The following is a 14563-nucleotide window of genomic DNA, read 5'->3' as shown; positions in this document are numbered from 1 at the left end:
GGAACTCCTTTTAGTTGGCTAACGAGGCAGAGTTGCTGAGGACGGCGGTGGCATCGATTTCCACCAACCATTCGGGGCGGCCCAGGGCGCTGACCACCAGGCCCGTTGAGACCGGGAAGACGTTTTTGAGCCACTTGCCCATGGTCCGGTAGACGGGTTCGCGGTAGCGCGGGTCGATCAGGTAGACGGTCACCTTCACAATGTCCTCAAGGCTGCCTCCGGCCTCCTCGAGCAGCATCTTGATGTTAGCCATCGCCTTCTCGGCCTGCGCCTCCACGTCACCGATGCCAAGGGATTCCCGGGTGTCCAGGTCCTGGCCGATCTGCCCGCGCAGGTAGACGACTCCGTTGGCGACCACTGCCTGGCACAGGTCGTTGTCCAGGTTCTGCTCAGGATATGTGTCCTTCGTGTTGAAGGTTCTGATGCGGGTGTGCTGCATCAGACCTGCACCGCGCCCAGGATCTTGTCCGAGAGGCCCGCAGAGGCTTTCACCAGGCCCAGCGGCCCGTCGAAGTCAAAGTTGCGGTAGACAGCACCCAGCTGGGCGAAGGGCGGGGACTGTGCAAAAAGCTGGAAAGTGAGGCGGTGCCCGGCGTAATCGCTGTTGAGCAGGTCGCGGGCGAAGGCCAGCAGCCGGCGACGGTCCTCGGAGACCCAGTTCTCGTTCACGGAGTAGAACTTCTCCAGCCACGGTGCGGTCTCCGGATCGGCGAAGGTGGCCGAATCCGGGGTGATGCAGATCTGCCCGCCGCACAGTTCGCGGGCCAGGTGCATCATGGCGGGCAGCTGGGACAGTGCTGTGACCCGGCCCGCGTAAAGCAGCGACTGGTTGGGCATGAGCAGGCCGCCGGGGCTGGCCTCGGCATTGGCGATGGCCGCTGTGAGATGGGCGTTGATACCCTCTCGGTAGCAGGCCAGTTGCGCCAGCTTCTCCTGGACTGCCTGCTGCTTTTCCAGCCCAGTCTGCTTCACGTTCCACAGCGCGGATCCAATCATCAGGTCGGCCAGGTGCAGGGTGCGCTGGACGAAGGGGAAGGCGCTGTAGCGGTGCAGGGTGGAGCGGATGAAGGCGGCGGCCTTGGTATGCCGGTAGAACAGCACGTCCTCCCAAGGGATTTCGACGTCGTCGAACACCACCAGGGATTCCACCTCGTCCACGCGGTTGGCCAGCGGGTAGTCTTCCGACGGCGCCCTGCCTGCAAAGCCGTTGCGGGAGATGAACTTGAGCCCTGGACTACCCATGTCCATGACGAAACCGACAGCGTAGTCGGAGAGCTCGCTGTTGCCCCAGTTCGCAATCGTCGGCTTGGTGAAGGCCTGATTGGAATAGGCGGCTGCCGTCTCATACTTGGCTCCGCGGACCACAATGCCGTTGTCGGTTTCGCGGACCACGTGCAGGAGCATGTCCGGGTCCTGGTCCTGCGGGGCCTTGGACCGGTCGCCCTTGGGGTCCGTGTTCGCGGAGACGTGGAACGGGTCTGCCGTGATCGACTGCGCAATGTGGCGGCGGATGTTCTCCGAGAACCGCGGATCCACTTCGTTGAGGACGTCCTGGCCGTCGTAGAGGGACCACATCTCCCCGATCGTCTCATCGCCAACGCGGGTGACCACTCCGCCGGCCTCGCGCTGGACCAGGTCAACGGCGGCCCGCTTGTCGTTCCAGTCCTGCCGGGTCTTGGGCAGCCGGTTGGCAATGGCGTTCAGTTCGCCGGTGGTCTCATCGGCGTACGTCATGACCTTCTGCGTCTCCTCCTCGTGGGCAAGATCGTAGATGCGGGCCCGGACGTCCACGATCGGCTTGAACATGGCGTGCGTGGTGACGTCGTCCACCTTTTCCCCGTTAATCCAGACCTTGCGGCCGTCGCGGATGGATTCGCGGTATTCATCTCCGGTGCGGATCATGTGGCATTCTCCTTGGTGTTCTTGCGGTAGGTGGGGCCCGAGCCGGGGTAATCGTCGAAGACGGACGGCGGGACGGGGAGGGGTTTGGCATAGGTTTGGGCGCTGTAGATCAGCGGGTCCCCGCCGTGCGTTTCAACGTTGGTGACAAGGCCTATGTAGATCCTGTGCGTGCCGGCCTCAACCATTTGATGGATGCTGCAGTCAAAGCTGGCCACGGCGTCGGCGATGCGCGGCGATCCGGACGGGGCCGGCTCCCACTGGCCGCAGCTGAAGTCCCAGGGACCCTTGCCGGGCCAGGGGCGTCCGGCAAAGGTGTCAGCAACGTGGTCATGCTGGCTGCCCAGCACATTGACGGTGAAGGCGCCGTTGGCGTGGATGGCCTCGTTGATCGGGCTGCGGCTGTTGATGCAGACCAGCACCAGGCGGGGGTCAGCGGAGACGGAGCACATGGCGCTCACCGTCTGGGCAAAACGACCCGTTTCGCCCTCGGTGGCCACCACGGTAACACCGGTGGCCACGGCGCCCATCGCAGCAATGAATGGATCGTAGGGCCGCGTGGGCGTTGATGCGGCAGTGGAGGTGCTGTCGGCTGAAACAGTCATCGTTTTCTCCTTATCCGGTTGCAGATTCATCTCCAATCAGTATTCGGAGTAGAAACTGTATGTGTCCAACATAACTTTCTGATCATTGCCATCGGTTTTATAGAAACCCCGCCACCGGAGAGCCTGCCCGGGCGATCGACGTGGAAAATCCGGCCGGATCCTGCTAGGCCCGAGTTCCCAACGAGGTCCGGCATTGGTCGATGAACGCGACCGCGCGCCGCGTCAGCCGGACTCCGTTCAGGTGAACGGCGCCTGCATTCAGGCCGGGAAATGTACCGGTCAGTGGTCTGGTGACGAATGCCAGGCCCTCGTAGCTCATGTTGATGTTGGTCCGCTGGCTCAGGATCGAGTAGCCCAGGCCGCGGGCGACGAGTGCTCGGACCATTTCAAAGCTGGTGGTGCGGAACCTGACGTTAGGAGTCAGATTCTCTGCGCCGAAGAATGACAGGAAGTAGTCCCCGCCCGGCGGAAGGTCAAAGAGGATCAGAGGTTGCGGCGCAAGATCCGCCAGGGCGAGGTTCTCCCGGCTGGCCAGTTCGTGGCGCTCGGGCAGGATGACGTAGGGCGGCGTGGAGACCACCACATTGAGCGCCAGATCTTTCGCAATGTGGCGCTGGCCGAAGTCGTATTCGTACAGGATGGCCAAGTCCAGCGAACCGTCCCGCAACTGTTCCTCCAATCGGGTGTGCGATCCCTCGACGAAGTTCAGGTCCACGTCCGGATGGTTTTTTGTGAAATCCGCGATGACGCGCGGCAGCAGGATCGGTGCCAGTGTGCTGTAGCAGCCCACTGCCAGTTTTCCCGAAAGGGATTCACTGGACTCCCGGGCGGAATTGCGCAGATCCTCCATACCGGCCACCAGCCTGCGGGCATCGGTGAGGACCTGCTGCCCAACGTTGGTTAGCGCCAGCCCGCGCGGATGCCGGATGAAAACCTGCACGTCCAGGGCCTCTTCAAGATCGGACAGCGCCGTGGAAACGGCCGACTGGGAAAGATAGAGCCGTGCGGCGGCGGCCGTTACGCTGCCGGTCTCCGCAGCCGCAATAAGGTATTCAAGTTGCCGCAAACTGACATTGGACATCGATTTAACCGAACCCCTTCTTCTAATACATCTGTTTTACATGCCGTGTGATCCATTGCATAGTCGTTCTCAGTACCAACGCCGCCGCCTGATCAAGGAGCAGATCATGACCGATCCCGATCTTCAACTTTTGTTCGATACTCTCTCCATCGATTCGACCTGGGGGCGCGAACAGCAACTGGCGGACTTCATGGCGGCGCAGATGCGTGCCTGGGGCGTTGATGATGTCGAACTTGTCGAGTCCCTGCCTGGCCGTCCCAGTGTTGGCGGCCGGATCCGCGGTACAGGAGGCGGAAAGTCCCTGATCCTGAACGGGCACCTGGACATCTATGAAACGTCCCCGGACTGGACCCGTGATCCCTTCGCGCCTGTTGTGGAGAACGGTCGCGTGTACGGGGCCGGTATTGCCGACATGAAAGCGGCGACGACGGCGGCCCTCGCTGTGATGCGACGCATCGCCACCTCCGGCGAACGACCCCGGGGGGACGTCATATTCCAAGGGGTCTCGTGTCATTTTGAGGGCGGCGTGGGAACCCGCTCCCTGCTGAAGGCCGGCTTCACCGCCGACGCCGCCATCTGTGGCGAGCCCACGGACAACACCATCGGCACCGTGCACCGGGGCGCCGCATACCTGAAGATCACCACGTTCGGAAAGCAGGCGCACACCTCCGCCAAAGAGATGGGGCTGAACGCCATTGAAACCATGGAACCGATTCTCGTCGCGATGCGGGACCTGGAGGGTGCGATGCCCTACACCCCGCACCCTGATCTGCCTGGCGGCCCGAACCTGAACATCGGCACCATCCGCGGCGGCACCAAACACAACCAGGTTCCGGACCGTTGCGAAATGACCTGCGACATCCGGCTGCTGCCGTCACAGGACCCCTATGATGTCAAGGTCCAAGTGGAACAGATGATCAGCAATCTGAAAGCCACCGATCCCCGGATAGAAGCCACCGTGGAATTCAGCGACCACTGGCTCAGCGGACCCAGGCTCCCCTACGAGATCGACCGTTCCTCCCCCATTTCCACCACCGTAGCGGCCGCCGTCGCCGCCACAGGCTCTGACCCCGTGTACCAGGGCATCCAGTTCTGGACGGACATGGTGCCACTGAAGCAGTTCGGCATCCCCGCAGTCAACGTCGGCCCTGGCACACCGCCCTACAGCTGGCCCGACGAATGGGTCGAACTAGACAAATACCGGCAAATTATCGATGTCTACGCCCACGCCGTCACCCTCTGGTGCAAATAGCCACTCCCCGAAAGGAAATTTACTCCCATGAAAAGCTACAACCGAATCGCCATCTTTACCGGTGCCGCAGTGGCCGCTACGCTCGCCCTCTCCGCCTGCGGGGGCGCCAGCCCCGCCGCCGAGAAGTCGCCCACCGTGAACACCAAGACCTCAGGCATCCTCAGTATCGGAAGCGACCTTACCTACCCGCCGTACGACATGCTGACCGATGGCAAGCCAGCGGGCTTCGACGTCGACTTCATGAACGCCGTCTCCGCTGACCTTGGTCTCAAACCGCAGTTCTCAGACACCCGGTTCGCACAAATCGTCGCAGGCATCAAGGCAGACCGCTATGACGTAATCGCGTCTACGCTGTATGTCTCTGAGGCGCGCAGCAAAGAGGTCGACTTCGTCCCCTACTTCCAAACCGGTAACGCAATCCTGGTTCCCAAGGACGCCACACCGCTGACCAACGCCCAAGATCTGTGCGGCAAGAAAGTCTCTGTCATCACAGCCACCGTCATCGCCAAGCTCATGCCCACTACCGAGAGTGACAAGTGCAAGGCCGCCGGCAAGCAGCCCATCACAGTCCAGGAATTCCCCACCGACCCGGAAGCCACCCAGGCCCTGCTATCCGCCCAGGTGGACGCGCAGATGACCGATGCAGCCGTTGCCAAAACCGTCGTAGAGAAAACCAATGGCCGGCTCAAAATCAGCTCGGACTCACTGATCTACCCCATCGCGGTTGGCCTGGCAGTGAAGAAGGGCAACGCCGCCCTGCAGCAGGCCCTGACGAAGAGCGTGGAGAATTTGAAAACCTCTGGCGAATACGCCAAACTCCTGACCAAGTACAACGTACAGGCCGTTGATCCCGCTGTGCTTACCGAATCTCTGAAACAGGGTTAGTCATGACATTCGACTGGGCCTATACCTTCTCCCTCTTTGGCGATCCCGAACTCTGGAAGGCAGCCGGCGTCGTCGTTGCCCTGAGTGTTCTCGCTTGGGTAATTGCGAACGTAGCAGGCATCTTCCTGGCACTGATGAAAGAATCGCGGTCGAAGCTGCTCTCCAGCATTGCCGGCGTCTACGTCTGGCTCTTCCGGTCCCTGCCGCTTCTGGTATTGCTCGTTTTCGCCTACAACGTTCCGCAGGTCTTCCCTGCCACCCAGGTGATCCTGGGCTCCTCGTTCAATGCTGCGCTCATAGCCCTCGTGCTCAGTGAGGCGGCCTACATGGCGGAGATCCACCGCGGTGGACTGCTCTCCGTCTCCATCGACCAGCGCGAGGCGGCCCGGGCACTGGGTCTGCCGTACGGGCACGTCCAGCGCCACATCGTCGTCCCACAGGCCTTCCGGATCGCACTGCCGGCGCTGGGCAACGAATTTGTCTCCATCCTCAAGCTGACATCCCTTGCCAGCGTCATCTCGCTGCAGGAGATCCTGCTGGTAGGTCAGCGCCTGTACACGCAGAACTTCCTCGTGCTGGAAACCCTGCTGGCCGTTGCGGTCTTCTACGTCCTTCTGGTCACAGTATTTGACCAGCTCCGTGCACTCCTGGAGCGCAAGCTCGACGTCAACCGGCGCCGGCCCTCACTGCAGACCGAGCCCAATAACGTTGCGGATGTCCGCGTGGCACGCGGACGGGAACGTCGCCCCCACAACGGCGACAAACTTGTCCACGCGCAGGGCGTGAGCAAGTCATTCCACGGTAACCAAGTCCTTAAGGGCGTCGACGTAGATGTCCACGCCGGCGAGGTAGTGGTCGTGATCGGGCCATCCGGCTCCGGGAAAACAACCCTGGTGCGCACGCTCAACCATCTGGAGCCGGCCGATGGCGGCGTAATTGAGGTCAATGGTCAACTGTTGGGCAACCGACACGGCACGCAGGGTCGGATAGTGGCCCTGTCCGACAAGGAAGTTTCGCTCCAGCGGCGCAATGTTGGCATGGTATTCCAACGGTTTAACCTCTTCCCGCACAAGACGGTGCTTGAAAACGTCACCTTGGCCCCCATCCAGCTGCGGCAGTTCTCCAGCGCCGAGGGGGAGTCCTTCGGAATGGAGCTGCTCGGCAAGGTAGGTATGGCCGCGCATGCCAAGAAGTATCCCCACCAGCTCTCCGGTGGCCAGCAGCAGCGCGTTGCAATCGCCCGGGCGCTGGCCATGAAACCGTCCGTGATGCTCTTCGATGAACCCACCTCGGCACTGGACCCGGAACTGGTCCAGGAGGTCCTCGCCGTCATCGCCGACCTAGCCCAGGAGGGCGTCACCATGGTCATAGTGACGCACGAAATGAAGCTAGCCCGCGACGTAGCGGACTGGGTCGTGTTCATGGAAGATGGCGCCGTGGGCCAGCAGGGGCCGCCGGAATCCGTGTTCGGCCCCAACGCAGACCCGCGCATCAAGCGGTTCGTGCAAACCGTCTCCGACGTCCCGCTGATCTCGGAAACCCCCGTCCTCGGGTAATTCCCGTTCGGCACAATCCGCAGTAGCGGCTTTTCGGCATATACCGGAAGCCGCTACTGCTGTGCAGGGGTCCGGGTGCTGTACTAATGGCGCCGGCTACGCACGGTTCAGCATTTGCGGGAACCGGTCGAAGCCCCCTATGCACGCATTGCCGGTGGAGAGTGACATCCTGAATCTATGGATGCCACTCTTTTCAACATCAATTCGTCCTAACTGCTGCACGCCACGCCCAAGGCGACTTGGGCCATCATTGCTGACCCAGACATGAGCTGGCCGAGTTGGTGGCCAAACTGCGGCTTCGCCGGCCCTTAGGTTCGCACACCCGGCCACGGCGGCAGCCCTGATGCCCGCCAAGCTCAGTTAGGAAGCGGAACCAGCATCCGGCTGCCGGGATCGTAAACTGCGCTGTCCAGCGAGAAATGCGGCGTGGCCAGAATGCAAGGCGGGTTGCACACGATCAGCCAGGCACGTCCAGAAGGGAACATATCGGTCAGGATGGCCTCGGCGCAGTCATGGACGCACAACTTCCGGAAATTTTCTGCGGCACAGTCGATGGCACGCGGTTCGGTATCGGCCGCGCCCGCAGTCCCGACGCGCCGTTGACGGCGGATGGACCTCAGCGGCTTAAGCGCCAACCAACCGCCGTCAAATGCCCGACGACGGGGGCATGCCTATACGTTTTCCTGCCATGATTGGCCAACTAGAATCCGGCCGAGCACACCGACCCGACCCCCATCGCCCGGATTACGCCTGCGATAAGTTCATGGGAAATCGTGACGACCGGGTCAAGGAACAAGCCGGGGATTCACGGCTGGGCGTACTTCTCCTCGGCGGCGGCCAGCAGCTTACGGACCACTCCATGCATTTGGTGGCCTTGGCCCGGGTCAGGCTCTTGACGTTGTATGCGGCCTTTGTCTTTTCACCCAGCAGGCGGCTCAAGGTGGCGCTGTCCCCTCCGGCGGACTTCAACACGTTGATAGCGTCGGCATGGTTTTCCGACTTGGAGTGCTGGCCGAGCGTCAGCAGGCAGAAGGCGTCCGAGGCGGCGATCCCCGCATGGACCGCGAGCGTCGCGATTACGTCCGAGTAGGACTCGGCGTCGTTTAGCGCGTCGATAGTCTCCGCTGCTGCCAGGAACGCGCGGGCGTCCTCGAAGCGCGCGCCAGCGTCGGCGCGGGCCGTCATCAGGCGGCCGCCAATGCGTGCAGCCGGCGCGAGAGCCAATGGCTGTCCCCGAAGATGTGGATCCCATCGCGGTCGATCGAGTCGAAAACCGGCACCGATTGCACCTCGGATATCTCGCAAACCATCGGACGGACGTCGTTTCCGGTGAGGCGGTACGCGTCGACGGCCAAGTCACTGATCGCTTCGTAAAGCTGGTCGCTGGCCCCGTCGGGGATAACGAACAGCAGGTCAATGTCCGAATCGTTGCGCATCTCCCGTCGGGCCGCGGAACCGAACAGAGTCACCTGCAACGGCTGCCCGCCCCACCGGGATATTTTATTGGCCAAGAACCGGGTGAAGCGCTCCGTCGCCTCCGACGCTTCAATGACCAGACCTGCAAGCATATGCTGGCTGTTTAGTGAGTACTCGATTCGGTTGCCAATATGGCCGGCGTCCACGACGCCGTTCTCCTCCAGCCGCTCCAGGCAGCGGCGCACGCCAGAGATCGAAGCGCGAAGCCCCCTGTCGCGCACGAGAGCACCCGAGGTACTGGGGCGCCCATCGGCCAGTGCCAGGAGGACGTCGGCCTCGAGTGCGGGGCAGATGGCCCGCAATGGATTTTGCAACTGCACAATAACCTCCTGGTCGCTCACAATTGTACGCGTTTAGCCGGGCGAAGGTCTCAGCAGAAGAGACGATCACGATGCTGATGGAGGCACCGACCAGGATGCCGCCGATCTCCTTGAACGACTCAAGGAAGGGGATAGCAGCGGCTTGTCGGCACTACGTCATCAAGGTTGGAAAGCACGGACGAATGGTGGATACGGACGCGTCCGGCCACCATCGGGAGACCGCAACGGTGCGGATCCAACGAACTCTCGGAACACGTCATGGACGTCTTCCGCGAAGGTGACTAGAAAATTTTCGCCCCGAAGGTATCCCATGTCGACAGCGACCGGACACTGGCGATTTTCTCGGTGCCGGGGTCCATGCGGACCGCCGGCACCAACTGCGGGCCGAGCTGGCCGGACTTGGATCCGGTTCCGTGGCCTCCGGTGTGTGGATCGCTCCCGCCGCGGTTCAGGACCAGGCCAAGAAGCGGCTTGAGGTAAAGGGGCTGAGCCGGTTCACGGACTTCTTCCGGAGCGATTTCCTGCTGGACGACGCCATGCGGCTCAAGGTTGCCCAGTGGTGGGACCTGGCGGCCCTTGATGAACAGTTCAGCGACTTCCTCGCTCTCTACGGATGGGCGGTCCAGAAGTGGTCAGCGCTGGTGGGCGAGGATCCGGGCCTCGCTGTGCCGGGATCGGACCCCGAGCTGCGGCGGGAAGCCTTCAAGTACTACATCCCATGCTGACGCTCTGGCGCCGCTTCCCCTACCGCGACCCCGGTCTGCCCCGCAAATATCTGCCGAAAGCTGGAAGGGACCGGAGGCCAGGAAGGCCTTCCTGTCCACGCACCGGCTCATCGCACCGCTGGCCGCCGTCCAAGCGCACGACCTGATGAGGTACTTCGCCTCTCCTATGCCAGGATTCGTTCAAGGCGCTGCTTGCGCCGCTGCCAGTCGGGCATGACCGTTTCCTGGAGCTCGTAGAAATCCCGGCTGTGGTTTGGAATAAGCAGGTGGCACAGTTCGTGGGTGATCACGTAGTCAATCGAATCCATCGGCGCGCAAATGAGATTCGGGTTAAGCAGCAATCGTCCGCCCGGTGACATCGAGCCCCATCGCTTCGGCATTCGCTGAAGACGCAAACCTGCAGGCTCCACTGCGCCCGGGATTTGAAATCGTTGTCGGTTGAGCTCCACTCGGCGCGGCAATTGAATGCGTGCGCGCTCGCGGAACCAGGATGTCACGTACTTCTCAATTGCTGCAGTGTCGTCGAAGGCAATGCCAGTCACCTCGAGAAATCCACGCACCATCTTCACCTGGGCAAAATCAGGAGTCACCGACGCGTTCTCGACCGGAACCACGCGTATCCGATACTGCCTGCCCAAGTAAAGATGCGTTTCGCCAGGAACATAGCGGCGCGCAGGAGTCCGCGGACGGAACTGGGCGAAGGTGCGTTGTTGCGCAAGAATCCACCGGGCGCGCTTACGGACTCTAGCAGCGATTTCCTCCATAGCCGCGTTGATCGGCGCTTTAACGCGAACCAACCCGTCGGGTTCCACCGCGATCTCAAGCGTGGCGCGCTCACGGCGCTCCAAACGGTACTCAATGACGTGAGTTCCGTAGTCAATCTGGCTCGTTTCCAGAATCATTTCAGGAAGCGCGCCCTTGCAACCTTGAGGACCCCGGTTGTGAGGCCGTCAACCACGGGCTGTCTCATCTGGACGCCACGGTGTTCACCAAAGTCGTAGAAAAAGTCATCGAGTTCCGTGGCGAGGGCATTCTGCTCGTTTGGCTTGGTCCAGAAGTTAACCACCAGTCGGCCACGGACGATGTCCACCACCATTCTCGCCATGTCCGCTCTTTCGTCGTCGGGTACCGCGAGGAATTCTTCGAGCTCCGACTCCAAAAAGCTCGTGCCGAGAGCACCGTAAATCGCGGCAGCATCGTCGTCGTGCGCGATTGCGGAAGGAAGCGCCGCGCCGCGATCACCGCTGGCCAGTTGTTCAGCGATTTCCCTCGCCTGGAACAGATACCGTTCACCGTCCCGGCGACGGCGGTACTCGTCAATGGCCCGCTGCAGCAATTCCGAGAACCGCGCGTAAAAGGCCGGGTCCTGGCCCATCCGCTCGGTGATGGTTTTTCTGGTGGCGCTGACGATCCGGTCCGCCTTGGACCCAGGTGTTGTTCCGTCCTCCTCCACGACGGCCTTCAGCGCGGCGGGATCGTTGATGTTCAGTTGCTCAATGACCTTCTCGGCCGGCAGGGCCGTTACATGGTCATCGAGCAGGCGCCGGATGCGGGGTTCGTAGTCACGAAGGTCAACGGTCTCCTGGTAGCGCTTCTGCACCGCCTGGCGCAGCTCTGCGAACTGGGCGTAATCGTTGCGGTAACGGTCAACATCGGCCTGTTTCATGATGTCGAGCAGCTTGTCGCTGGACAGTGAAAGGTGCAGAGTGCGGCCGAATGCCTTGAGCCGCTCGTAGAATTCATGCCGCAGCGGCTCATCAAACAGGTGCTGCTCCAGCGCTTCCATGTCGTCTTTCCGGGCGACGGCGTTGAAGAGGTCCCAGACATAGCTCCATCGTCCCGGCAGCAGGCGAATCTGATCGCGGATGTCCACCACTGCACCGGCGATCTCCTCCGAGTCAAAGTCGCCCAGAGCACTGTAGGACGTCAGTGCCTCGTCCAGCTCACCGAGGAGGCCTTCATAATCCACCACATAGCCGAACTGCTTCTCGGCGGTCCCATCCGAAAACAACCGGTTGACCCGAGCCACAGCCTGGAGCAAGGTATGTTCCCGCAGCGGCTTGCAGAGGTAGAGAACGGTGTTACGGGGGGCATCGAAACCGGTGAGTAGTTTGGAGACCACAATGATGATTTCCGGTCCGCCGGAGCCCTTGAACTGGTTGATGAGCTGCTCGTTGTAGTTGGCCTCGGTGCCGTAGCGGGCCAACTGCGTTTTCCAGAAGCGCTGCACGATTTCCCGGGAGTCGGCATCCACTTCTTCGCGGTCTTCCGCGTCTTCGGGCGGAGAGATAATCACCTCGCTGGTGACGTGGCCGATCTCGTCGAGTTCGTGCTTGAACCGGATGGCGGCCGCCTTATTCGGCGCCACCAACTGCGCCTTGAACCCGGTCTCCTGCCAGCTTTGGCGGTAATGCTCGGAGATGTCAAAGGCCTTGGCACGGATTGCCTGGGCCGTCTTTCCCAGGACATCGGCGCGGCTGAACTTCCGCTTCAGATCGCGTTTTTGCTCGTCCGTCAGCCCGGCGCTGATCTTCTCAAACCAGGCGTCAATCACACCGGCGGTGATCTGCTGTTCCACCAGACGGCCCTCGTACAGGATGGGCACAACCGAGCCATCCCGCACTGCTTCATCGATGGTGTAGCTGTGGATGATCCCGCCAAAGGTGTCTGCGGTGTTTCTCTCCCGCTTCAGCAGCGGGGTTCCGGTGAATCCGAGGTAGCAGGCATTGGGCAGAACCCGGCGCATGGCCACATGGAATTGACCGTAGCCGCCATAACGGCCGGTCTGGCTGCGGTGGCTTTCATCCACCAGGACAAAGATGTCGCGGGACTCGTCACGGCCTTCGCGACTGGCGGCGCCGTCGAACTTGTTGATGAGTGTGGTGATCAGGGGAGCACCGTCGCGCACCAGTTCGCCAAGATGTTTGCCGCTTTTAGCCCGGACCGGTTCCAGCTCGCAGGCAAGGAAGGTGTCGCGGATCTGTCTGTCTAGGTCATCGCGGTCCGTGACGATGATGATCCGCGGGTTGGTTACCTGGGGGTCCAGCACCAGGGCTTTGCCGAGCATCACCATGGTGAGTGATTTCCCGGAACCTTGGGTATGCCAGATGACTCCGCCGTTGCGGCGCTCTTCCTGACCGGCGGCCAGCACACGTTCCAAGGTCTTGCGCACGGCGAAGTACTGCTGGTGCCGGGCGATCTTGCGGACGCCGGCGTCGAACACGGTGAAGCGGCGGACCAGATCCAGCAACCGTTCGGGGCGGCACAGCGCATAAAGCAGCCGGTCCTGTTCACTGATGGCGCCCTCGCCTACGAGTGCTTGGACGGCCGCGTCGGTATCCTCGGCGTCGTGCCATCCCGCCCAGAACTTCCGCGCCGTTCCAACAGTGGCGTACAGAGCCTCCTGCCGGTTGGCCGAGATCAGCAGCTGAGCGTAATGGAACAGTTGCGGGATGCCGTCCGCACTCTGGTAGCCGATCAGCTGGCTGCCGGCCTTTGTGAGTTCCTCGGTGGGGCGCTTGTTTTCGATGACGATAAACGGAATGCCGTTCACATAGCCGACGACGTCGAGCCGCTGGGTTGCGCTGCTGCCGGTGCGCTCCACGCGCATTTCCGTGGTGACGTGAAAAACGTTGTTGGCGGGAGTTTGCCAGTCGATGTAGCGCAGCGTGTAGCTCTTACTGTCGCCGTCCACGACCTTGGTGATGGTGGTGCCGAGGATCAGGCGGTCGTAGACCTCCAGGCTGGCCGCCTGCGGACCCTTGGCCTGTTCCAGCCCGGGCCCGAGCCGGCGCACGGCCTCTTCCGCGTCCGCCACGTCAAAGGGGTACCGGCGCAACTTGTGCGTGAACTGGTTGATCTTGAGGATTTGCGCAGCGAGGATCCCGGTGAACAGGACATTGCTCTGCCTTCCACCGCGTTCCTTCAGTGCTTCGGCAGGTGTGAGCTGCGTGAACCCGAGCGCTTCCAGAAGTTGCACGGCTGGGCCCTGCGACTGGCTCAGCTCCGAGGCATCGAAAGTTTCTTCACTCATCATTTTGTCCCCTTGGCTCGATCTCAGCAGCCACGTTCACACGTACCTGCCCTGTCAGTAGCTTTTGCATGAGTCCGCGCTTTTGGATGCGGAGCGCCTCAGCAGCAGACGCGTGAAGCCTTTCGAGTTGCTTCAGTTGATCCAGTACGTCCGCAATTCGCCGTTGCTGTTCTAGCGATGGAAAGTTCACGCGGATTCCCGAGAATGCAGGATATTTGAGATTCCAGGTGTCGCTTGTAAGGCCTTGTGAATACCGCTCGAAATCGAACATCATCCGCGGAGACTTGAAGAGGTGTGCTGAAAACTGAGGGGAAACGCGGGCACTATCCGGCACCACAACCGTGTACGCCGGACTGATTACACCCGTGGTCTGGACGACTCCAGACGCGCCCTGCCACATGCGCATGGTGTTGTAAGCCACGTCTCCTGGAAGCACTAATTTGTACTTCGATCGATCGGCGTTGGCCGAGTTCTTGCGCCCTGTCGACTCTTGCGTAACCACACCGTTTCCTTGGGTAACGCTTAGCAAGGGGAGCGATGGGCCCCCCGCCTCATTTCGCTCGGAAAATAGATCTCCGAGTTTCCATTCATTCCAACCCGCTCTGACCCGGATCCGCGAGTAAGAACTTTTTGACAGGGGTGTGTTAAACCGAACAAGTGCCCCTTGAGCTGGGAAAATAGTAGTTGCGAAGCCAAAATTTTCCAGACAGAGAAGGACACCTGTTCAGTGG

14 protein-coding genes are annotated in these 14563 nt (G+C 61.4%); 5 read left to right on the top strand and 9 right to left on the bottom strand.

Annotation, left to right across the window (positions count from 1 at the left end; translation table 11 throughout):
* Positions 1-10 precede the first annotated feature (10 nt).
* The 4 genes from QMG52_RS15770 to QMG52_RS15755 form a co-directional block, all read right to left on the bottom strand.
* On the bottom strand, positions 11-439 hold the full coding sequence (locus QMG52_RS15770; protein ID WP_283561360.1) for a RidA family protein: 429 nt from the start codon (positions 437-439) through the stop codon (positions 11-13).
* Positions 439-1902, bottom strand: coding sequence for a 4-hydroxyphenylacetate 3-hydroxylase family protein (locus QMG52_RS15765; RefSeq protein WP_283561359.1), 1464 nt, complete (start codon positions 1900-1902; stop codon positions 439-441). Before QMG52_RS15765 ends, QMG52_RS15770 begins: the two co-directional genes overlap by 1 nt.
* Entirely contained in the window at positions 1899-2504 is a 606-nt protein-coding gene (locus tag QMG52_RS15760) for a flavin reductase family protein (RefSeq protein ID WP_283561358.1), read from the bottom strand. Before QMG52_RS15760 ends, QMG52_RS15765 begins: the two co-directional genes overlap by 4 nt.
* Positions 2505-2667: 163 nt before the next feature.
* Positions 2668-3585 (bottom strand): LysR family transcriptional regulator, encoded by a 918-nt coding sequence (locus QMG52_RS15755; RefSeq protein ID WP_283561357.1) that lies wholly within the window; start codon positions 3583-3585, stop codon positions 2668-2670.
* A 106-nt stretch (positions 3586-3691) separates the two neighbouring features.
* Between QMG52_RS15755 and QMG52_RS15750 the strand changes: the two genes are divergently transcribed.
* From QMG52_RS15750 to QMG52_RS15740, 3 genes are read left to right on the top strand one after another with little or no spacing between them, the layout of a single operon-like run.
* Entirely contained in the window at positions 3692-4837 is a 1146-nt protein-coding gene (locus QMG52_RS15750) for a M20 family metallopeptidase (RefSeq protein ID WP_283561356.1), read from the top strand.
* 27 nt (positions 4838-4864) lie between these two features.
* Entirely contained in the window at positions 4865-5722 is an 858-nt protein-coding gene (locus QMG52_RS15745) for an ABC transporter substrate-binding protein (protein WP_283561355.1), read from the top strand.
* 2 nt (positions 5723-5724) lie between these two features.
* Positions 5725-7278, top strand: a complete 1554-nt coding sequence (locus tag QMG52_RS15740; RefSeq protein ID WP_283561354.1) for an amino acid ABC transporter permease/ATP-binding protein — start codon at positions 5725-5727, stop codon at positions 7276-7278.
* Positions 7279-8022: 744 nt separating this feature from the next.
* On the opposite strand, the gene QMG52_RS15735 is transcribed toward QMG52_RS15740, so the two are convergent.
* Entirely contained in the window at positions 8023-8463 is a 441-nt protein-coding gene (locus QMG52_RS15735) for a DNA-binding protein (protein WP_283561353.1), read from the bottom strand.
* Positions 8463-9095 (bottom strand): nucleotidyltransferase domain-containing protein, encoded by a 633-nt coding sequence (locus QMG52_RS15730; RefSeq protein WP_283561352.1) that lies wholly within the window; start codon positions 9093-9095, stop codon positions 8463-8465. Before QMG52_RS15730 ends, QMG52_RS15735 begins: the two co-directional genes overlap by 1 nt.
* A 284-nt stretch (positions 9096-9379) precedes the next feature.
* Between QMG52_RS15730 and QMG52_RS15725 the strand changes: the two genes are divergently transcribed.
* Together QMG52_RS15725 and QMG52_RS22370 are read left to right on the top strand one after the other, a co-directional pair.
* Positions 9380-9799 (top strand): hypothetical protein, encoded by a 420-nt coding sequence (locus tag QMG52_RS15725; protein WP_502920549.1) that lies wholly within the window; start codon positions 9380-9382, stop codon positions 9797-9799.
* Positions 9688-9945, top strand: a complete 258-nt coding sequence (locus QMG52_RS22370) for a PaaX family transcriptional regulator C-terminal domain-containing protein (protein ID WP_502920547.1) — start codon at positions 9688-9690, stop codon at positions 9943-9945. The genes QMG52_RS15725 and QMG52_RS22370 overlap by 112 nt, the downstream gene beginning before the upstream one ends.
* An 18-nt stretch (positions 9946-9963) precedes the next feature.
* Here the strand turns inward: QMG52_RS22370 and QMG52_RS15720 are convergent, their stop codons facing one another.
* Genes QMG52_RS15720 through QMG52_RS15710 form a run of 3 tightly spaced genes read right to left on the bottom strand, consistent with a single transcriptional unit; the run spans position 9964 to position 14334 of the window.
* Positions 9964-10701: a M48 family metallopeptidase gene (locus QMG52_RS15720; RefSeq protein ID WP_283561350.1), complete on the bottom strand. Its 738-nt coding sequence runs from the start codon at positions 10699-10701 to the stop codon at positions 9964-9966.
* Positions 10698-13835 (bottom strand): type I restriction endonuclease subunit R, encoded by a 3138-nt coding sequence (locus QMG52_RS15715; RefSeq protein ID WP_283561349.1) that lies wholly within the window; start codon positions 13833-13835, stop codon positions 10698-10700. The genes QMG52_RS15720 and QMG52_RS15715 overlap by 4 nt, the downstream gene beginning before the upstream one ends.
* Positions 13825-14334, bottom strand: coding sequence for a restriction endonuclease subunit S (locus QMG52_RS15710; protein ID WP_283561348.1), 510 nt, complete (start codon positions 14332-14334; stop codon positions 13825-13827). Before QMG52_RS15710 ends, QMG52_RS15715 begins: the two co-directional genes overlap by 11 nt.
* Positions 14335-14563: the final 229 nt, after the last annotated feature.

This window comes from Paenarthrobacter sp. PH39-S1 (genome assembly GCF_030063245.1).
In the GTDB taxonomy this organism is placed as follows: domain Bacteria; phylum Actinomycetota; class Actinomycetes; order Actinomycetales; family Micrococcaceae; genus Arthrobacter_M.
Note: the sequence above shows the minus strand (reverse complement) of the source record. Positions and strands in the feature narration are given on the sequence as shown.